Annotated in this window: 13 protein-coding genes; 11 read left to right on the forward strand and 2 right to left on the reverse strand. The window is 72.8% G+C overall.

Annotated features, from left to right (window positions below):
• The first annotated feature begins 5 nt into the window (after positions 1-5).
• The 5 genes from ABZ532_RS25710 (at position 6) to ABZ532_RS25730 (ending at position 4,497) form a co-directional block, all read left to right on the forward strand.
• Entirely contained in the window at positions 6-752 is a 747-nt protein-coding gene (locus ABZ532_RS25710) for a PIG-L deacetylase family protein (RefSeq protein WP_361288289.1), read from the forward strand.
• Positions 753-872: 120 nt separating this feature from the next.
• Positions 873-1,841, forward strand: a complete 969-nt coding sequence (locus ABZ532_RS25715; protein ID WP_361288292.1) for an NADPH:quinone oxidoreductase family protein — start codon at positions 873-875, stop codon at positions 1,839-1,841.
• The gene (locus tag ABZ532_RS25720) at positions 1,838-3,019 is read left to right on the forward strand and encodes an acyl-CoA dehydrogenase family protein (RefSeq protein ID WP_361288295.1); all 1,182 of its coding nucleotides are present in this window, start codon (positions 1,838-1,840) and stop codon (positions 3,017-3,019) included. Before ABZ532_RS25715 ends, ABZ532_RS25720 begins: the two co-directional genes overlap by 4 nt.
• Complete coding sequence (locus ABZ532_RS25725) at positions 3,016-4,125, forward strand: acyl-CoA dehydrogenase family protein (protein WP_361288298.1); 1,110 nt, start codon at positions 3,016-3,018, stop codon at positions 4,123-4,125. The genes ABZ532_RS25720 and ABZ532_RS25725 overlap by 4 nt, the downstream gene beginning before the upstream one ends.
• A gap of 177 nt (positions 4,126-4,302) precedes the next feature.
• On the forward strand, positions 4,303-4,497 hold the full coding sequence (locus ABZ532_RS25730; protein ID WP_361288301.1) for a hypothetical protein: 195 nt from the start codon (positions 4,303-4,305) through the stop codon (positions 4,495-4,497).
• Positions 4,498-4,586: 89 nt separating this feature from the next.
• Here ABZ532_RS25730 and ABZ532_RS25735 read toward each other — a convergent pair whose 3' ends face one another.
• Entirely contained in the window at positions 4,587-5,384 is a 798-nt protein-coding gene (locus tag ABZ532_RS25735) for a VOC family protein (RefSeq protein WP_361288304.1), read from the reverse strand.
• 133 nt (positions 5,385-5,517) lie between these two features.
• Complete coding sequence (locus ABZ532_RS25740) at positions 5,518-6,738, reverse strand: phosphodiester glycosidase family protein (protein ID WP_361288307.1); 1,221 nt, start codon at positions 6,736-6,738, stop codon at positions 5,518-5,520.
• Positions 6,739-7,215: 477 nt separating this feature from the next.
• Here ABZ532_RS25740 and ABZ532_RS25745 point away from each other — a divergent pair, with 477 nt between their 5' ends.
• From ABZ532_RS25745 to ABZ532_RS25770, 6 genes are all read left to right on the forward strand, one after another.
• The gene (locus tag ABZ532_RS25745) at positions 7,216-8,529 is read left to right on the forward strand and encodes an MFS transporter (protein WP_361288309.1); all 1,314 of its coding nucleotides are present in this window, start codon (positions 7,216-7,218) and stop codon (positions 8,527-8,529) included.
• A 61-nt stretch (positions 8,530-8,590) separates the two neighbouring features.
• Positions 8,591-9,889, forward strand: coding sequence for a non-ribosomal peptide synthetase (locus ABZ532_RS25750; protein WP_361288312.1), 1,299 nt, complete (start codon positions 8,591-8,593; stop codon positions 9,887-9,889).
• 178 nt (positions 9,890-10,067) lie between these two features.
• On the forward strand, positions 10,068-13,256 hold the full coding sequence (locus tag ABZ532_RS25755) for an amino acid adenylation domain-containing protein (RefSeq protein WP_361288315.1): 3,189 nt from the start codon (positions 10,068-10,070) through the stop codon (positions 13,254-13,256).
• A complete protein-coding gene (locus tag ABZ532_RS25760) occupies positions 13,256-15,205 on the forward strand; it encodes a non-ribosomal peptide synthetase (RefSeq protein ID WP_361288318.1) in 1,950 nt (649 codons plus the stop codon). Before ABZ532_RS25755 ends, ABZ532_RS25760 begins: the two co-directional genes overlap by 1 nt.
• Positions 15,206-17,071, forward strand: a complete 1,866-nt coding sequence (locus tag ABZ532_RS25765) for a non-ribosomal peptide synthetase (RefSeq protein WP_361288321.1) — start codon at positions 15,206-15,208, stop codon at positions 17,069-17,071.
• Positions 17,068-20,034 carry a condensation domain-containing protein gene (locus ABZ532_RS25770; RefSeq protein ID WP_361288323.1) on the forward strand — a complete coding sequence of 989 codons (2,967 nt, stop codon included), beginning with the start codon at positions 17,068-17,070 and terminating at the stop codon, positions 20,032-20,034. Before ABZ532_RS25765 ends, ABZ532_RS25770 begins: the two co-directional genes overlap by 4 nt.
• Positions 20,035-20,125 lie beyond the last annotated feature (91 nt).

The raw sequence follows: 20,125 nt of genomic DNA on the forward strand, positions 1-20,125 counted from the left end.
GCATCATGAGCCAACCTCAGCTCGAAGCGATGCCGGACGACTGGACCCGCGCCCTGGCGGTCGTGGCCCATCCCGACGACCTTGAGTACGGCTGCGCCGCGGCCGTCGCCTGCTGGACGGACCGCGGCAAGGAGGTCGCGTATCTGCTCGTCAGCCGGGGCGAGGCGGGGATCGACACCCTGGCGCCCGCCGAGTGCGCACCACTGCGCGAACGCGAGCAGCGGGCCAGTGCGGCCGTCGTGGGGGTGTCCGCAGTGGAGTTCCTCGACCACCATGACGGGGTGATCGAGTACGGCACCGCGCTGCGCCGTGACATCGCCGCCGCGGTCCGGCGCCACCGCCCCGAACTCGTCATCACGCTCAACCACCGGGACACCTGGGGCCCGGCCGTCGGCGGAAACTGGAACACCCCGGACCACCGCGCCGTCGGCCGGGCCACCCTGGACGCGGCCGGTGACGCGGGCAACCGCTGGATCTTCCCCGAACTCCTCACCGAGCAGGGCCTGGAGCCCTGGAGCGGGGTGCGCTGGGTGGCGATCGCGGGCTCCGCCACGCCGACCCACGCCGTGGGCGCCGCCGCGGGGCTGGACCGCGCCGTTCGGTCGCTGCTGGAGCACCGCAGCTATATCGAGGCGCTCACGGACGAGGATCCCGAGGACTACTGCCGCACATTCCAGAACGGCAACGTCCGTGCCCTCGCGGACCGGTTCGGTGGCAGGCCGGCCGTGGGGTTCGAGATCTTCGGCCGCTGAGCGCGTATGTGCGCGCTTCCCCCGCCGATCGGCTCGGAACGGGTGGTTCACAGAACCCAAGCGACCGCTTAGTATGCGCCCTGAGCGGACGTACCCCCCGACCAACCGCGGAGGCCCCGAATGCAGTCATGGCGTGTGCACCGGAACGGTGAACCGAGTGAGGTGATGCGGCTCGAGGAGACCGCCAGGCCGGAGCCGGGGGATGGACAGCTCCTGCTCAGGGTGCGCGCAGCGAACATCAACTTCCCGGACGCGCTGCTCTGCCGGGGCCAGTACCAGATCACCCCTCCGCTGCCGTTCACCGCGGGTGTGGAGTTCTGCGGCGAGACCGAGGACGGCCGGCGGGTCATCGCCACCGCCGCGCTGCCCCACGGGGGCTTCGCCGAGTACGCCCTGGCGCCGGCCGCCGGGGTGCTGCCCGCGCCGGACGCCCTGGACGACGCCGAAGCCGCCGCCCTGCACATCGGCTACCAGACCGGCTGGTTCGGACTGCACCGCCGCGCCCGCCTCAGGGAGGGCGAGACCCTGCTGGTGCACGCCGCGGCAGGCGGTGTCGGCAGCGCCGCCGTACAGCTCGGCAAGGCGGCGGGGGCCACGGTCATCGGCGTCGTCGGCGGGGCGGACAAGGCGGCCGTCGCACGGGAACTGGGCTGCGACGTCGTCATCGACCGGCACAGCGACGATCTGGTGGCCGTGGTCAAGGACGCCACAAGTGGCCGCGGCGCCGATGTCGTCTACGACCCGGTCGGCGGTGACGCCTACGCCAAGTCCGTCAAGTGCGTGGCCTTCGAAGGCCGCATCCTGATTGTCGGCTTCACGAGCGGCACCGTCCCCACCCCGGGGCTGAACCACGCGCTGATCAAGAACTACTCCATCGTCGGTCTGCACTGGGGCCTCTACAACCAGAAGGACCCCGAGGCGGTCATCCGCTGCCACGAGACCCTCACCGAGTATGCCGAGAAGGGCCTGATCAAGCCGCTCATCAGCGAGCGAGTGCCCTTCGCCGGCGCCGCGGAGGCGGTGCAGCGGGTCGCCGACGGGGCCACCACCGGCCGGCTCGTCATCCTCCCCGAAGGAGCCGTGTCATGACGGACGCATCCGAACTGCGGGCACGCACGCAGGAGTTCCTCGCTGCCCATCCGCCCGCCGGCACCGGCCGCACCGACTTCCTCAAGGCCCGCTTCGACGCCGGTCTCGCCTGGGTGCACTATCCGCCGGGACTCGGCGGGCTCGGTGCTTCCCGTACTCTCCAGGCCGTTGTGGACGCGGAACTCGAGGCGGCCGGAGCGCCCGACAACGACCCCCGCCGGATCATGATCGGCCTTGGAATGGCCGCGCCCACGATCCTGGCCTACGGGACCGAGGAACAGAAGCGCCGCTTCCTGCGCCCGCTGTGGGCCGGCGAAGAGGTGTGGTGCCAGCTCTTCAGCGAGCCCGGTGCGGGCTCCGACCTGGCAGCACTCGGCACCCGCGCCGTGCGCGACGGCGACGACTGGGTGGTGAGCGGGCAGAAGGTGTGGACGTCCAGCGCCCATATCGCCCGCTGGGCCATCCTCATCGCCCGCACCGACCCCGACGCACCCAAGCACCGCGGGATCACCTACTTCATCTGCGACATGACGGACCCCGGCGTCGAGGTCAGGCCCCTGCGCCAGATCACCGGCGAGGCGGAGTTCAACGAGGTCTTCCTCACCGGTGTACGCATCCCCGACGCCCACCGCATCGGACCCGTGGGGGAGGGCTGGAAGGTCGCCCAGACCACCCTCATGAACGAACGCGTCACCATCGGCGGCATGCGGCTGCCGCGCGAAGGCGGAATGATCGGGCTTGCCGCCGCGACCTGGCGCGAGCGTCCCGAACTGCGCACCCATGAGATGCACCAGCGCCTGCTCGCCCTCTGGGTGGAGGCCGAAGTCGCCCGCCTCACGGGCGAGCGGCTGCGCCAGCAGCTCGCCGCGGGCCAGCCAGGGCCCGAAGGCTCCGGTACCAAGCTCGTCTTCGCCCGTCTCAACCAGGAGATCAGCGGCCTTGAACTCGAACTCCGGGGCGAGGAAGGACTGCTGTACGACGACTGGACCATGCGCCGCCCCGAACAGGTCGACTTCACCGGCCGCGACATCGGCTACCGCTATCTGCGCACGAAGGGCAACTCCATCGAGGGCGGCACCAGCGAAGTGCTGCTCAACATCGTCGCCGAACGCGTCCTCGGACTGCCCGCGGAACCGCGCACCGACAAGGATGTCGCCTGGAAGGACCTCGCCCGATGAGCACGAGCAACACGAACACCCAGCCGGATCTGCTCTACTCCGACGCCGAGGACGATCTGCGCGCCGCCGTACGGGCCCTGCTCGCTGATCGCGCGGACCTCCAGGCCACCCTCACCGGCATGGAGACCGGGAACCCCTACGATCCCGCGCTGTGGCGGTCACTCGCGGCGGAGATGGGCGCCGCGGGGCTCCTCGTACCGGAGAAGCTCGGCGGACAGGGGGCGAGCCACCGTGAGGCCGCGGTGGTGCTGGAGGAGCTGGGCCGGGCCGTGACCCCGGCGCCTTACCTCACCAGTTCGGTCATCGCCACCGAGACGCTGCTCGCCCTCGCAGAGGGCGCCGGGCGGGGAGACGCGGCGGCAGAGCTGCTCGCGGACACGGCAGCCGGTCGGACCGTCACCGTGCTCGCCGTGCCGCTGTCCGCCGCGCCCGGCGCGGAACCGCCCACCGGCCCCGCCGTGTCCGCTGTCGCCGACGCGCAGTTCGCCGATGTGCTGCTGGTGACGAGGACGGACGGGCTGTACGCGGTGCCGCGCACGGACGCCGGGGTCACTCCGCAGCTCCCGCTCGACCTCACCCGCCCGCTCGCCACCGTCACCGCCGAGGGCGCGGCCGGCACCCGGCTCGCGGACGCCGCGACCGCCCGGGCCGCCGTGCACCGTGGCCTGCTCGCCGGGGCCGGGCTGCTGGCATCCGAGCAACTGGGCGTCGCCGAGTGGTGCCTCGAGGAAGCCGTGCGATACACGCGGGAGCGCTACCAGTTCAACCGTCCCGTCGGCTCCTTCCAGGCGCTGAAGCACCGTATGGCCCGGCTGTGGCTGGATGTGGTGAGCGCCCGGGCCGCCGCACGCAGTGCCGCCGACGCGCTCGCCACCGGCAGCGACGACGCGGCGCTTTCGGTGTCCGTCGCGCAGGCCTTCTGCTCCCGGGTCGCCGTCCACGCCGCAGAGGAGTGCGTGCAGTTGCACGCGGGTATCGGCATGACCTGGGAGCACCCTGCCCATCTGTATCTGAAGCGCGCCAAGACGGACGAGCTCGCACTCGGTACGCCCGGACGCCACAAGGAGGTGCTGGCGGAACTCGTCGGCCTGCCCGCCCCCCGGTAACACCCCGGCACCGACCGCCTGTGCGGGAGGGCGCGCAGCACATGGATCCGAACCCCTTTCCGGCGACCTCGACGACCACCCGATCGGCGGGCGCGCCACTCGGCCATCCGGCACCTCAACTCCGCCACACTGGCGGCCGAATGCCGCATTCCCGTGCGGCGGCGAAGGAGGTTGGGGATGGTCGTGTCCGTCTCAGTCGTGCTTCTGCTGCTCGTTCTCGCGGTGATCTATCTGCGGAACGGCGGTCTGAAGATCTCGCACGCACTGGTCTGCGCCCTGCTCGGCTTCTTCCTGGCAGGCACGAGCATGGCGCCGACGATCCACAACGGAGTGTCCGCCACCGCCGATGTGGTGAGCAAGCTGGGGCCCTGAGCCAGGGGCCGGACGACGACACGCGGATGCCCGGGACCGGCGAATTCACTCGCCGGTCCCGGGCATCCGTGACGAGGTGGGCGCGCCGCTCAGGTCAGCGTGGGCATCTCACCCTCGGTGGTCGTCACGTCGATCACCGCGACCGCGGCGCCCTGCGGGTCGACGAGCGCGGCGAACCGGCCGAACGGCATGCTCATCGGCCCGAACACCAGCCTGCCACCGAGCTTCTGGGCCGTGGCGACCGCGGCATCGCAGTCCGGGACGGTGAAGTACACCTGGATGTACGACGGGACCTCCGGCGGGAACTCCTCGTCGGTCATCTTCATCCGCCCGAGTACGGGCGTGTCCTCGCCGAGGCCGTAGATCTTGTAGTCGATCTGGTCGTCCTGCATGGTCTTGACGCCGTAGCCGAAGACCGCGGGGAAGAACCCGTCCGCCTTCTCCGGCTCGCGCGTGAACACCTCGGCCCAGCAGTAGGACCCCGGCTCGGTGGCCGCCGTCTCGAACCCGGTGTGGGTGCCCGGCTGCCAGACCCCGAACGTGACGCCACCGGGGTCCTGGGCGAGGCACATCGTGCCGAACTCACCGACCTGCATGGGCTCCATGAGGACCGTACCGCCGTTCTGGCGGATCTTCTCAGCCGTCGCGGCGGCGTCCGGCGACGCCAGGTAGAGACACCACTGCGACTGGCCCTCCTGACCCGGCATGGGCGGCACGACCGCGGCGACCGCCTTGCCGTTCGCGTACGCCTGTGTGTAGTTCCCGTGTTCCGACGACGACTCACCGAACGTCCAGCCCAGGACTTCGGCGTAGAAGGTCTTCGCTCCCTCCAGGTCGGAGAACATCGCGTCGGCCCAGATCGGCCTGCCTTCGGGTGCTGCGGCCATGACTGACTCTCTTCGCTGTCTGCGCTGTGGAGGCCCCCGGTCCGCAGGACGGCCCCGGACTGGTGGACCGTGACCGGTATCACGCTAGTGAGAGCGGGGCCGTCCCGCGCGGTGACACCGCGAATCCGTCCCGTCAAACGCCGGACGCGCGGGAAAACACCCCGATGCCGTTCGGTACCGCACGCTCCGAACCGCCGCTGGGATGATTACGTACGGTCATATGCGTCGCTTCCCGGCCACGGGTGACCAGGGTCGACGACCCGCCTCCGTCCAGATTGAACGCGTCGACGCACCCGGCGTCCCGCATCACCGCCGCCAGTTCGGCCACCGTCAGACCGTTCCGGAAATCCGGCGCGCCGTCCAGGGCCAGCAGCAGCAGCCGGTGCCCGGCGTCCGCGATGCCGGCGGCCGTACGGACAGCCCCGGGGCCTTCGTCCAGACCCGGCAGGGGCGCCTGGTCCCGCAGTACGGGATACCCGCCAAGCGCGAAGCGGTACGCGGCGCCGGAGCGGGTGTCGACAAGTCGGTGGCGGACGGTGACCCGGTCGCCCACGGACAGCTTGCGCAGTTCGGCGGCGCCGGCCTCCCGGCCCACCAGCACTTCGGTGCCCGGTCCGATCAGCCCCCGGCCCGGGGCGGTGGCCACGGCCACCACGCGTCCGTCCCGCACCGTCACCTCGTAGGTCCGGCTGCTGCACGGAGCGGCGCGGCGGGTGTCGGTGCCGCAGGTGGCCCGCATCCGTGAGGCGGCACCCCAGTCGGAGGTGAACGCGCCCACGGAGCCGACCGGCAGCGCGTACTGGTTCAGCCCGCGCAGCGGGAGCGTGCCGGACCGTGTGGACACCGTGCCGTCGAGGACGAGTTGGCCGAGCCGGGCCGTGCCGTCCTCGCCCACGCCCAGCACCTCGCGTGTCGATGTTCCCGACGGCAGCGCCGGGCCGAACCGCTGGCCGTCGGGGACGGCCCCCTTCAGCTGACGTCCGGCCGCGATCACGGGTCCCACCGGGGCGCCGGTCGGCTCGGTCCCGGGGTGCTGGGTCTCCGCGATGTCGAAGAAGTCCCCGTTGACTCCCGCCACCGCTCCTGCCGCGTCGGCGAGTGAGGACAGCGGGGCCCGGGCGCTCACCGAGCCCGGGTACAGCAGACCCACGGAGACCCGCGGATCGCGCAGATCGACCGTCAGCAGATGGGCCCGTACGGGACCACTCCGCGCGGCGATGTCCAACCGCCGGTACGCGACCCCCGGCGCGATCCGTACCCAGGCGGGTGACTTGGCGGTGGGCGCGGCGGTGGCGGCTGCCGCAGGCCCGGGAGCCACCAGGGCGCCCCCGGCGAGCACACCGCTGAGCAACATGCGGATACGAGCATGACGTGTCGTCACTGAGCCCCCAGCTGTCCGGCCAACTCCCCCGAGCACTCAAGAGTCGACCGGACGACGCGGCGTATGTGCCGTCGTGGCCCGCCATGGCCCGCCGACCTGCGCAAACATGCTCACTGAGCCACTCCTTCGAAGGACAGCGGTGCACGGTGGTCCACCCCTGCGTGCGTCCATAGCGGCCGGAAAGGGCAGCTCCGGCACTGATCGACCGAGGAATGACTGTTTTGAGCCATCATGCGATCAGGCTGGGAGGGCTCCGTGATCGGACGGATACTTCATGTGATCGTTGATGGCGCACCTGTCCGCAGATGACCCTGGTAGATGTCATTCATCCGGATGTAGCCCCCGTCTGGCGAAAAATTTGCTGAGCTGATGTCAAAACGGCAAAGGAATCGACCGAAATTGATCAGTGGCTTTTGACGGCAGATCCGCCGTTCCCTGAGGGTCATTCACATGCCCGTAACACCCCGAGCCGCCACCGGCGGCCCGTTGCGCATGCCCGATTTCCGTCTTCTGCTCGCCGGTGCGGCCACCGGACAACTCGGCGCCCAGGTCACCCTCGTGGCGTTGCCGCTCGTGGCAGTGCTCGAACTCCGAGCGTCCGCCTTCCAGGTGGGCGTGCTCACTGCCGCGGAAACCGCCGCCTTCCTGCTCATCGGGCTGCCCGCCGGAGCGTGGACCGACCGGATGCGCAAGCGGCCCCTGATGATCCGTGCCGACATCGTGCGCGCCGCGGCCATGGCCAGCATCCCCGTCGCCGCCGTCGCCGGTGCGCTGACCATGGTCCAGCTGTACGCCGTGGCCCTGATCACCGGTGCGGCCACGGTCTTCTTCGATGTGGCCCATCAGAGCTACCTGCCCCAGATCCTGTCCAAGGAGCAGCTTGTCGCGGGCAACGGAGCGCTGGAAACGGTCCGTTCATCGGCACAGGTGACAGGACCCGGAGTCGGCGGCGGGCTCGTGCAGTTGGTCGGTGCCCACCTCGCCATCGTCGCCGACGCCGTCGGCTACGCGCTGTCCGCCCTGTTCCTGCTCGGCATCAGGCAGCACGAGGACCCGCCGCAGCCCGAGCCCAGCGCATCGCTGCGCGGGGATATCGCCGAGGGCGTGCGATTCGTCGCCCGCCAGCCCCTGCTGCGCGTCATCGCCCTCACCACCGCCCTCACCAACCTCTTCGCCGCGATACTGATGGCCACACAGACCGTGTACCTGGTCCGTGTGCTCGGACTCGAGCCAGGCGCGATCGGCCTGGTGCTGTCCGCGTCGGCCGTCGGCGGACTCGTGGGCGCGTTCTGCGCCGGTGCGCTCGCGAGCCGGGTCGGCCAGGCCCGTACGATCTGGCTCTCCCTCCTCGTCACCGGGCCGTTCGCGCTGCTGTGGCCGCTGTCAGGAAAGGGAGTGACCGGAGCGCTCCTGTTCGCCGTCGGCTCCGGTGTCGTCTTCTTCGGCGCCGTCGTCTACAACGTCGCACAGGTCAGCTTCCGTCAGGCGCTCTGCCCGCCACGGCTGCTCGGCCGGATGAACGCCACCCTGCGCTTCTTCACGTGGGGCACCCTCCCGCTCGGCGGTCTGCTCGGCGGAGCACTGGCCGACGCCTACGGACCGCGCACGGCACTCGCCTGCTGCGCCGCGGGACTCCTCGTCGCACCCCTGCCACTGCTGCTGTCACCGCTGAGCCGGATGCGGGACCTGCCGACGGCCGCGCACACCGGCGACGCCGGCGACGGAGCCGCCGCCGTAGAGCACGACCCCGCCCCGGTGGGCTGAATGCCCGCACCATCGATGTCCCGAAGACAGCACGGACAGACGACAACCCAGGAAGGATCACGTGCCCAGCATCACGAGCCAGTATCTGGCCCGCTATCGGCGAATAGGAGCCGGTGAGGGGGCTGACGATCCGCTGCCCGTCACCGGAGCCCAGCGCCGTTTCGCGCTGGTGCGCTCGCTGGACACCGCGGGCCGCCCGGACCTGGTGCCGATGTTCTTCGCCTTCCCGCACGGCACCGTCGACCCGGCACGCCTCGCGGCGGCGGCCAACCGCCTCGCCGCGCTCCACCCCGTCCTGCGTGCCCGGTCAGCCGTGGTGCGCGGCGCACCCGTGCTGCTCCCGGAGCGGCCCGACGTCCCCATGGCCGTGGTGACCCCGGCCCCGGGCGAGGACACCGCCGCCGCGCTGCGCCGGACACTCGCCGGCTGGTCCCCGCAGGGACCGTCGATGCGGATGTTCCTGGCGCGGGACGAGGCACCCGGCGGCGAGGAGGTCCTCGCGATCGTCCTGGACCACGCCTCCTGCGACGGCCAGTCGCTGGCGCGCATCGTCGGGGAAATCGAAGCCGCGTACGCCGAGGGACCGGACGCCGAAGGGCCCAGCCCCGGCGAGACGGCGGCCGAGCTGGCTGCGTACCGCGAGGCCGTACTGCTCCAGCTCGAAGCGGAGGACCGGGCCTCGTCGCCCGCCGCTATGGCCTACTGGGGCGAGCGGCTGCGGGCCGTACGCGAACAGGCTCCGCTCCCGTCTCCCGGCCACCCGGTCGCCGGAGCTCCGCCGAGTGGCGCGGCCGAGCGCCGCGTCCCGGTTCGGGAAACGGGTGTCTCGTTCCCCGACCTGCTCGACGCCTGCCGGGCCGCGGCCGGGGCGCTCTACGGACCAGGGCACCAGGTGCCGCTCGGCTACCCCTGGGGCGGGCGACCGCCCGGCGCGGCGCAGGTCATCGGCTGCTTCCTCAACACCGTGGTCTTCCCGGCGACGACCAGCGAGGGGCCCGCGGGCAACTCGACGGCGTTCGACTGGTGGGAGGATCTCGACCGGGCCGACGCGCCCTTCGACGCCGTGGTGCACGCCGCCAGGGCAGCCGGCTCCGGCTGGACCGGCCGGCTCGACGGTCTGCTGACCGTGGACGACACCCAGCGGAGACCCCCGCTCACTCTCGGCGGTGTGACCGGCCGTGAGACGCATGTCGACGGCAGGCCCGTACGCGGACCCTTCGCCGTCTCCGTCACCCACGGCCCCACCCTGCACCTGCGCATGGTGTGGGATCGCGCCGTCGTCGACGACGACCGAGCGGAGCGCGCCTTCGCGGCACTTGCCGACGCGGTCGCTACGACGCCCGCAGGCGCCGTCGGCTGATCTCCGCCGACCGCACCCGCCGACCGGCCGCCGCTGACCGGCCACCGGCTGGGCAGCTCAGGACCATCAACCGACAGCCGGGCCACACCGCGCGATCCGCGGACCGCCCGCGTCACCCCGCCGGGCACGACAGTGCCCGGCCCGCAAAGAACCGACCCGACAACCTCAGGGATCGCCCATGCTTCCCCTCTCCTCCTCGCAGGAGATCGTCTGGCTGCACGAGCAGGTGCACACCGGCAGTCGCGCCTACAACTTCACCGGCGCACTCGACCTGTACGGCACCCTCGACACCGACGCTCTCCGCCACGGACTCGCCGCCACCCTCGGACGGCACCCCGGCCTGCGACTCGAACTCGTCGCCGTCGAGGGGGCGATGCCCGGACAGCGGGTGGCCCAGACCTGCACGCCGCGCCTGCACCAGGTCGACCTGAGCGGCGAGAAGGACTCCGAGGCCGCCTTCGCGAAGCTCCTGCGCACCGAAGCGGAAACACCACTCGACACCTTCGAGGCCCCCCTGCTGCGCTGGACCCTGGTGCGACTCGCGCAGGACCACCACCGCCTCATCCACGTCGAGCACCACCTCATCCACGACGGCCACTCGCTCGCGATCCTGCTCGACGACGTCTTCCGCGTCTACCGGGGCCATGTCCTGGGCGAACCGGTCACTCTGCCGCCGGCGTCCTCGTACGCCGACCACGTCCGGGCGAAGGCCCTCGCGCCCTTCCCGGCCGAGAGCCTCGACTTCTGGACGGACGAACTGCGCGATGTCGACCATGACATGCCGCTGCCCGGAGTGACCCGGCCCGGCGCCCGGCGCAGGCACCGCGGCGGACAACTGCGACAGTCCATCGGTGCCGACCTGGCCGCCCGGTTGCGGGAACACGCCCGCTCGCGCGGCCTGACCCCGTTCGCCACCCTCCTCGGGCTCTTCGCCGAGCTGCTGCGCCGGCACAGCGGACGCTCGCAAATGGTCGTCGGCACGGCCGTCGGCAACCGCCCGCGCGGCTTCGACGACGCCGTCGGGATGTTCGTCAACACGATCCCGCTGCCGCTCAGACTGGACCCCGCGGCCCCCGCCGAAGACACCATGGACGAGGTCACCGACACCCTCTTCCGGGCCCTTCCGCACCAGGAAGTGCCGGTACAGGAACTCACCCGTGCCCTCGGGATGCACACATCGGGCGCCGACAACCCGCTCTTCAACGTCATGTTCAGCGCCCATGACGCCCCTCTGCCCGAGATCGACGTCCCGGGCCTCGACATCACCCTCTTCGAGGGGTTCAACACCGGGACCACCCGGTTCGATCTGGATGTCGTGCTCCTGCCGGACGACCGGCGCGGAGTCACCCCCCGCAGGGGCGCTCCCGGAATGACCCTGGTCTGGGACTACGATGCCGACCTCTTCGGGGAGGACGTGGCCCACCTGCTCGCCGGGCGGTTCCTCGACCTGCTGCGTGCCTACCTCGACGACCCCGCCACCGCGCTGGCCGACCTCGCGCCCGCGCACCCGGTGGCCGCCGGCACCGCCGCCGTACCGGAGCGTCAGGCGGCCGTGAGCCCCGCCCCGGTCGATCCGATCGCCGCACATGACCCTGCCCTGCCAGCCCTGCTGATCGGCGCCCGCCGCCTCACCTACGGAGACCTGGACACCCGGGTCGAGGCGCTCGCGGTCCGGCTGCGCGAAGCCGGGGTGACACCAGGTCAGCCGGTGGCCGCCGTACTGCCCCGGGGCCTCGACTCGGTGACCACCCTGCTGGCCTGCCTGCGGACGGGAGCGGTGTACTGCCCCCTCTCCCCGTCGGACCCGGCGGACCGCATCGAGCTGCTGCTGAAGCGGCTCGCCCCGGCCCTGGTCCTGACGTCGTCCGACACCCCGGTGACGGTCCCTGACGGCCTGCCCACCGCCACGCTCGACTCCACCGAGCTGCCCCGCGCGCACCACGCCGACAGGGTGCCCGGCGCCGCCTACATCATCCACACCTCGGGTTCCACGGGCATTCCCAAGCCGGTCGCCGTCGGCCGCGCCGCGCTGGAGCACCATATGACCGCTGCCGCCGAGCGCTTCGGCCTGGTACCCGCGGACCGGGTGCTGCTGTTCGCCCAGCCCTCCTTCGACGTGGCGCTGGAGGAGGTGCTGCCCTCGCTGTACGCGGGAGCCTGCCTCGTCGTCCCCGGCCAGGAGGTGCCCACCGGAGCCGAGCTGACGGCGCAGCTGGCTGCCGCCCGGGTCACCGTGGCCAACCTGCCCACCAGCTACTTCCTCGCCACCCGCGAGGACATGCGGCCCGCGCTGCGCGACGGCGCCTGGGCTCCCCGGCTGCTGGTGCTCGGCGGTGAGCGGCTGCCCGCCGACGCGCTCCGGGACTTCCTGGAGGACACCGACGCCACCGTGCTCAACGTGTACGGCGTCACCGAGGCGGCCATCAGCTCGACCGTCCACGAGATCCGCCGCGACGAGCTCACCGACGGCGCCGAGATCCCCCTCGGCACCGAACTGCCCGGCGAGCGGGTGCACATCCTCGACGCGTACCACCGCCCGCTGCCGCCCGGCGCGGTCGGCGAGCTGGCCATCGCGGGACCGGGACTCGCCGAAGGGTACGCCGGAAACGCCGAGGTCACGGCGGCGCGCTTCGTGACCGTCGACGCGCTCGGCGGAGAGCGGGTCTACCTCACCGGAGACCTCGGCTACCGCGGGCTCGACGGACTGCTGCACTTCCTGGGCCGCCGCGACAACCAGATCAAGCTGCGCGGCCACCGCATCGAGCTGGAGGAAGTGGAGGCGGCGGCGTCGGCCGCGCTCGGCGGCCAGTCCTGCGCGGTCGTACTCGACCGGGAGACCCCCGGCGGCCCTAGGCTCGTGGGCTTCCTGGAGCGCGCGGCGGGCACGGACGAACAGGCGGACCGGGACGAGCAGGCGCTGCACGCCGAGCTGAGCCGGCGCCTGCCCGCCACTCTCGTACCGGCCCGCTGGGCACGTCTTGACAGCATGCCGACGCTGGCCGGAGGCAAGCCCGACCGGGTGGCGCTGGCACGGATGGCCGCCGCACTGGACCCCGTTGACGCCGCCGCGCCCGCCGCGCCCGAAGCAGTCGAGTCCGCCGCGTCCGGTGACGCTCCCGCTTCCGCCGACCCGATGACCGCCCTGCTCGCCGAAGGCTGGCGCGAAGTGCTCGGCCACAGCCGCTTCGACGAGGGCTCGCACTTCTTCAGGACCGGTGGCCACTCCCTGCTCGCGGCCCAGCTCGCCGCCTGGCTGGAACCGCGGCTCGGACAGCGCCCGCCGCTGCGGCTGCTCTTCCAGAACCCGGTGCTCGCCGACCAGGCCGTCGCCCTCGCGGCCACCGCCACCACCTCGACGGAGTCCTGATGACCGAGACCCTCAACCCGCTGCACACGCTGAACTCGCCGCACACCCTGACGGACCGGACCGCCACCGCCGACGGCACCGCGCTCAGCATCGCCCACGGGCCCGCTCCATCCGCCACCGCCGGAGTGCTCCCCCTCTTCGAGGAGTGGGTGAGCCGCAGCCCGCAGGCCCCCGCCGTGGTCGACGCCGGCCACACCTGGACCTACGAGGACCTCGACGTGGCCGCCACCGAGGTCATCACGGCACTCGGCGACCGGGTACGCCCCGGGGACCTGGTGGGCGTATGCCTCGACCGCTCGGCCGCTCTCGTGGTGACCGCGATCGCGCTGGCCCGGATCGGCGCCGTCTATCTGCCGCTGGGCCCCCGCCCGGGCCAGCGCCGTACCGACGCCGTCACCGAGGACCTGAACGTGGTCTGCCTGATAGGCGACCCGCAGGCCCTGCCGCCGCGCCACCAGGCCGTCGGCACCTCCGGTCATGTCCCCCTGCCGCTGCCCGCCGAAGGCGCCAACGCCGGTGACACCGGCGCCGCGGTCGTCGCCGCCTTCGCCACCCCGGGACCCGGCGCCCGCCGCGCGCCCGACGAGGCGTTCTACGCCGTGCTGACCTCAGGATCCACCGGTCGGCCCAAGGCCGTCGCCGTCGCCGAGGTCGCCCTCGGCACCCTGCTCGACTGGTACCGCGGCGAAACCGGGCTCGCCCCCGGTGACCGGCAGTCCCTGCTCATCGGGGTGGCTTTCGACCCGCACCTGATGGAGCTCTGGGCCGGGCTCACCTCCGGCGCCGCCCTCGTCCCCGCTCCGGACGAGGTCCGCTGGGACTCCGCCGTGCTGACCGACTGGTGGCGGGATGCCCAGGTGACGGTCAGCGTCGGAGCCACCCCGATGATCGAGCCCCTGCTGGACCGCCCCTGGCCCCAGGACCTGGCACTGCGTCATCTGATCGTGGGCGGCGACCGGATGCGCCGCCGCCCCGGTAGCGATGTCACCGCCACGGTCCACAACGCCTACGGACCCGCCGAGGCCACGGTCGTCACCACCACGTACGCGATGACGGGCACGGACGGGCGCGCGGGCGAGCAGACTCCGCCGCCCATCGGCGCTCCGGTACCGGGCGCGACCGTGGTCGTCACCGATGGCGAAGGCCGCGCCGTCCCGCGCGGCACGGACGGCGAACTCCGCATCGGCGGCACCTGCCTGGCGCTCGGCTATCTGGACCCCGAGCTCACCTCCAGCCGCTTCACCGCCCCTCACCCCGGCCTGGAACTGCCCGGTGCCGACCGGCTCTACCGCACCGGTGACCGGGTGCGGATGGCGGCCGACGGGAGCCTGGAGTTCCTCGGCCGCCTCGACGACCAGGTGAAGATCAGCGGTGTCCGTATCGAACCGGCCGAAGTGGAAGCCGCGTTCGAGCAGGACCCGGCGGTGCGCAGCGCTGTCGTCACCGCACCCCGCACCCCGGACGGCCAGACCCGCCTCGTCGCGTATGTACGGCCCGCCGAGGGCGCGGCGCCCGACGCCGTCGCGCTGCTGGCGGCGGTACGAGCCTGGCTGCCCGAGCAGGCCGTGCCGTCCGCCGTCCGGATCACGGACAGCTACCCCCTGGACGCCAACGGCAAGGTGGACCGGGCCGCGCTGACCCGCGAGGCAGCCGTCGAGTCCGCCGAAGCGGCGTCCTCCGACGGCGGACTGCCGGCCGACGCCACCCCCGACGAGCTGCTGGTCCTGCGCGCGGTACGCGATCTGCTGGGCCGTCCGTCGATCAGGCTCGCCGACAACTTCACCGACCTGGGCGGCACCTCGGTCCAGGCCGCGCGGCTCCTGACGGCCATCGAACAGGAGGCAGGCGTACGCCTGCGGGCCCCCCAGCTGCTGCGCCAGCCCGACCTGCGGGCCGTGGCCGCCCTGATCGACCAGCGCCGTACCGGTGCGCGGCAGCCGGGAGCCTGAATGTCCGTCACCGACCCGCACACCCACACCACCGCGAAGGAAGGCCCCGTGCCCACCTCCTGCCCCGACGCCGCCACGGCCACGGTCCACGGGGGGCTGCCCGGCCTCGTGGCCCGGCACGCCGGTGCCACCCCGGACGCGCTGGCCGTCGCCGACGGCGACACCACGCTCACCTATGCCCAACTGGACACCGCGGCCCGCGCCCTCGCCGCCCACCTCCGGGACCACGGTGTGCGCCGCGGCGATCGGGTGGCACTGCTGATGCCCCGGTCCGCCCGCACCATCGTCGCGCAGCTCGCCCTGTGGTGGGCCGGTGCCGTCTGCGTACCGCTCGACCCCGCGCACCCCCGTCCGCGTACCGAGGCCATGATCGCCGACGCGCGGGTGACGCTGACCGTCGGTGACCGCAAGCTCCTGGAGTCCTCGGCGCCGGCCGGCCCCATCCTCGTGCTGCCCGGCGAGCCGCACCTCACCGCGGCCGCCGTGACGGAGCCCGAGGCGGACCCGGACCCCACCGCGTTCATCATGTTCACCTCGGGCTCCACCGGCCGCCCCAAGGGTGTGACCGTCCCGCATGACGCCGTCGTGGAGCTGGTGACCCCCACTTCATACGTCACCATCACCCCGCGCGACCGCGTGCTGTTCCACTCGCCCATGACCTTCGACGCCTCGACGTTCGAGGTGTGGGGGGCGCTCGCGGCCGGTGCCGCCGTGGTCGTGTGTACCGTCGAGCGGCCCTCGTTCGAGGAACTGACCCAGCACGTGGAGCGGCACGGCGTCACCGTCGCCTTCCTCACCACCGCGCTCTTCCACCAGCTCGCGACCCGCCGCTCGCGGGTGTTCTCGGTGCTGCGCGGCGTCGTCATCGGCGGCGAGGCCCTCGCGGCCCAGCACGCCCGTGAGGTACTGCGTGCCTTCCCCTGGCTGGAACTCGTCAACGGCTACGGACCGACGGAGACGACCACCTTCGCCACGGCGCACCGCGTCAGTCTCGCCGACTGCGAGGGGCAGATACCCATCGGCCGGCCCATCGCGGGTGCCACCGTCCATGTCCTGGACGAACAGGGCCGCCCGGTCGCGGACGGAGAGCGCGGGGAGCTGTGGATCGGCGGCAGCCGGCTCGCCCACGGCTATGCGGGGCAGCCGGAACTCACCGCGGAGCGGTTCGTGGAGCACCCCGAGTACGGGCGGCTCTACCGCACGGGTGATCTGGCCGCCACCCGGCCCGACGGCGCCCTCGACTTCCACGGCCGCACCGACGACCAGGTCAAGGTCCGCGGCTTCCGCATCGAACCGGGCGAGGTGGAACACGCCCTGCGCGAGCAGCCCGACGTCGACGACGCGGCGGTCACCGTCCACCGGCCCACCGAGGGCGACGCCCGGCTGGTCGCCTTCGTCGTGGCCGCGCCGGGCCCGGTGCCCCAGGCGGATGTCCTGCGGGACCGACTCGCCGCGGTGCTGCCCGCCCATCTCGTACCGGACAGTGTGACCGTGGTGGAACGGCTGCCGCTCACCTCCAGCGGAAAGGTCGACCGGCGTGCGCTCACGGCACTCTTCGGCGCCGCCGCGACCGAGGCGCCGGCCGCGCCGATGAGCCCGCTGGAGCAGGCCGTCGCCGACATCTGGAGCCGGGCCCTCGGCACCGATGTCATCCGGCCCGACGCCGACTTCATCGCGCTCGGCGGCCACTCGCTGCTCGCCCTCGTCATCACCGACGACCTCCGCGAAGAGCTGGGCGTGGAGCTGACGCTCGCCGACTTCTTCGGCGCCCCGACCGTGGCAGGTCTGGCCGCCCTGGTCGAGCGCGAGCTACTCGCCGTACACAGCGATCTGCACCCCGATGACGCAGCGGAGCACACGCGATGACCACTGACACACCTGATGTCCCGGGGCAGCTCGCCCGCCAGGAGGAACTGCTGCGCCGGGCGCGTGCCCGGGCCACCGCACGGGCCACCACAACCCCTGTCGCGGCCCGGACCGGCGCGGACGCGACGGCGACGGCGACGGCGCTGCGACGCCCCGCCCCGCTGTCGCACGCCCAGCGCCGCATGTGGCTGATGGACCGGCTCGGTCATGCCGGAGCCTCCTACAGCGTGCCGTTCGCCACCCGGGTGCGTGGCCCGCTCGACACCGAGGCACTCGCCACCGCGCTCACCGTGCTCGTGCGCCGCCACGAGATCCTGCGCACCCGCTACGGGCAGCGCGACGGCGAGCCGTACCAGGAGGTCCTGGAGGCGCCCGCGGCGATCCCCGTGCCAGTCCGGGACTGCGCCGAGGAGGACGCCCCGGCCCTGCTGGCCGACGAGGCACGGCGCGGCTTCGACCTGGCCGCCGGACCGGTGCTGCGCGCCCTGGCACTCCGCCACGGCGAGCAGGACCACACCGTGCTGCTGACCTTCCATCACATCGCCATCGACGGCGGATCGCTGGACACGGTGGCCCGGGAGCTGACCGAGCTGTACGCGGCAGCCGTACGGGAAGGGGGCAGCGCTGAGGCGCCGGAATGGCCCCGGCCGCCGCAGTACGCCGACTTCGCACGCGGGGAACACGCTGCCGCGGCCCAGGCCGAACAGGGCCTCGCCCACTGGGTCGAACGGCTGAGCGGCGCCAGGGCCCCGCGCCTGCCCCGCCCCGGGACCTCGTCCGCCGACGCGGGCCTCAGGCCCGCCGGCACCCACACCGTCCCGCTCGCCGAGCAGCTGCCCGAAGCGCTGCGCGCCCTCGGTGGCGAACACCGCGCCACGCTGTTCACGGTGGCGCTCACGGCCGCGTTCGCCTCGCTCCAGCGCCTCACCGGAGACGACGATCTGATCATCGGGGTCGCGGGTACCCACCGCCAGGGCGCCGCGATGCGCGAACTGGTGGGGCTGTGCGTCAACACCCTTCCGGTCCGCGTCGACACTTCCGGCGACCCGGCGTTCACCGAACTCCTCGCACGGGTACGGGACGCGCTGCTGGAGGCCCAGCGGCACCGTGACGTCCCCTTCGACCTCGTTCTGGAACGGCTCGGCGCCGCCGCGCGAGACGCCGACGGCACCGCGCTGGTCCGGGTGACCTCCGATGTCATCGGCGAACCGGCCATTCTCCGACTGCCGGACACGGCGGGGGAGTACGTGGACGTCGAGACCGGTGAGGCCAAGTTCGACCTCTCCTTCGGCCTCGTCACCTCCGGGCAGCCCGCCGCCCTCGTGCAGTACGGCAGGACCGCGCTGGACGACTCGACCGCGGCCGCCCTCGGCACGCGGTACGCGGCCCTGCTCGAGGCCGTGGTGGCGGAGCCTTCGCTGAGGCTGTCACAACTACCGGGTGTCGCAGCCGAGCACGGCACCGCCGCGGACCACGACGGAAACCGGACGAAGCACGACGCACACCCCGCCGGGGAGCTGCTGCGCGCCCACCCCCGGATCGCCGACGCCCATGTGGCCGAACCGCACGGCGGCCCGCTGCTGGCGTACGTGGTGCTGCGCGACAGCGTGGGCCCGACCCCGTACGAGCTGAGTGCCCGGCTGCGCGCCGCCCTCGCACCGGAGTCGGTGCCCGTCGCGGTCACCCTCCTGGACGCCCTGCCCCGCACCCCGGAAGGGGCGGTCGATCCGGCGCGGCTGCCCGGGCTGCCCGTCGTCACCTCCGGCCGCGTCGCACCGGAGGGCCCGCGCGCCGAAGCCGTCGTCGAAGGCTTCACCGCGCTCCTGGGACGGACCCCGGAGCCCGACGACGACTTCTTCGCCCTCGGCGGGCACTCCCTCGTGGCCGTCAAGCTGGCGGAGCGGCTGCGGGCGGCGCTGAAGCTGCCGCTGACCGGGCTCGACATCCTCCAGGCCCGTACTCCCCGGGCACTCACCACGCTGCTGGACGCCCGCGAGGGTGAACGGACCGGATCCGGGGCGGCGACCCTGGTCACCGCGCACCAGCGGCCGAGCCGCCCCGGCACGATCCTGGTCACCGGGGGCACGGGCGGGGTCGGCGCGTTCATCCTGCGTGAACTGGCCGCGCAGGGGCGCCCGGTGCTGGCCCTGGCCCGCCCCGAGTCCGCTCACCTCGTCTCCGGGGACGGTGTGGAGGTCCTCGAGGGCGATCTCGCCGACCCGGCAGCGCTGCGTGACGCGGTCGCCGCGGCGGACGCGGTCATCCACGCGGCCTGCACCTTCACCAGCCCCGAGGTGGATCTGGCCGCCATGCGGGCCATGGTCGAAGGGTGGCGCCGCGGCCCCTTCGTCTTCGTCAGCAGCGTCGACGCCTACGGGCATCCGGATGCTGACCAGGTCGCGGAGGAGTCCGTACCCGGAGAGCCGCTCAGCCCCTACGGGCGCGCCAAGCTCGAGTGCGAGTCGCTGCTGCTGCGCGCGGCCGGAACCGAGGGCCGGGGCGGGGCCAGCGCCGTACGCTCGCCGATCGTCTGGGGTGCGCACGACCGGCTGCGCGACCAGTTGCGCTGGGGGGCGACCGGACTGCTCTACCAGGCCGCCGCCGAAGGACGGCCGATCGAACTGCCGCAGTCCGGGGCCGGGGGACGCCGCTGGTACGGGGCGGCCTGGGTGCATGCGGCGGCCCTGGCCAGGGCGGTGACGGCCTGTCTGGACGCGCCCGTGCACGGCGTGGCCAACGCCGTCAGTGGCCATGTCTCCTGGCGTGACCTGGCCACCGATCTGACCCGGCTGCTGGGCAGCTCAAGCCCCATCACCGAGACGGGTGAGGTCCACCAGGACCTCGACCACTGCTGGCACTACGACAGCCACCGCCTGGCCCGCCCGCTGCGCGCACAGCCGGGGGAGGACCGGCGAGCGGTCCTGGCCGAGATGATCGACAGCGGCGCGGCAAGCGCCCGCTAGGGCGTGTTTCGAAAGTCCCGCCTGCCCCGCGACGGCTGGCACGCACGCTCGCAGCGTTGTCGGAATCGCCCAAGTACGCCCAGTACGAGGG

Origin of the sequence: Streptomyces sp. NPDC019396 (assembly GCF_040632375.1) — a bacterium.
Lineage (GTDB): Bacteria > Actinomycetota > Actinomycetes > Streptomycetales > Streptomycetaceae > Streptomyces.

Excerpts from the sequence above, each read along its gene's own strand:
- ABZ532_RS25710 (WP_361288289.1), top strand. The coding sequence starts at position 6 with ATGAGCCAACCTCAGCTCGAAGCGATGCCGGACGACTGGACCCGCGCC.
- ABZ532_RS25720 (WP_361288295.1), top strand. The coding sequence starts at position 1,838 with ATGACGGACGCATCCGAACTGCGGGCACGCACGCAGGAGTTCCTCGCT.
- ABZ532_RS25745 (WP_361288309.1), top strand. The coding sequence starts at position 7,216 with ATGCCCGTAACACCCCGAGCCGCCACCGGCGGCCCGTTGCGCATGCCC.
- ABZ532_RS25760 (WP_361288318.1), top strand. The coding sequence starts at position 13,256 with ATGACCGAGACCCTCAACCCGCTGCACACGCTGAACTCGCCGCACACC.
- ABZ532_RS25740 (WP_361288307.1), bottom strand. The coding sequence starts at position 6,738 with ATGTTGCTCAGCGGTGTGCTCGCCGGGGGCGCCCTGGTGGCTCCCGGG.
- ABZ532_RS25770 (WP_361288323.1), top strand. The coding sequence starts at position 17,068 with ATGACCACTGACACACCTGATGTCCCGGGGCAGCTCGCCCGCCAGGAG.
- ABZ532_RS25715 (WP_361288292.1), top strand. The coding sequence starts at position 873 with ATGCAGTCATGGCGTGTGCACCGGAACGGTGAACCGAGTGAGGTGATG.
- ABZ532_RS25725 (WP_361288298.1), top strand. The coding sequence starts at position 3,016 with ATGAGCACGAGCAACACGAACACCCAGCCGGATCTGCTCTACTCCGAC.
- ABZ532_RS25765 (WP_361288321.1), top strand. The coding sequence starts at position 15,206 with ATGTCCGTCACCGACCCGCACACCCACACCACCGCGAAGGAAGGCCCC.
- ABZ532_RS25730 (WP_361288301.1), top strand. The coding sequence starts at position 4,303 with ATGGTCGTGTCCGTCTCAGTCGTGCTTCTGCTGCTCGTTCTCGCGGTG.
- ABZ532_RS25755 (WP_361288315.1), top strand. The coding sequence starts at position 10,068 with ATGCTTCCCCTCTCCTCCTCGCAGGAGATCGTCTGGCTGCACGAGCAG.
- ABZ532_RS25735 (WP_361288304.1), bottom strand. The coding sequence starts at position 5,384 with ATGGCCGCAGCACCCGAAGGCAGGCCGATCTGGGCCGACGCGATGTTC.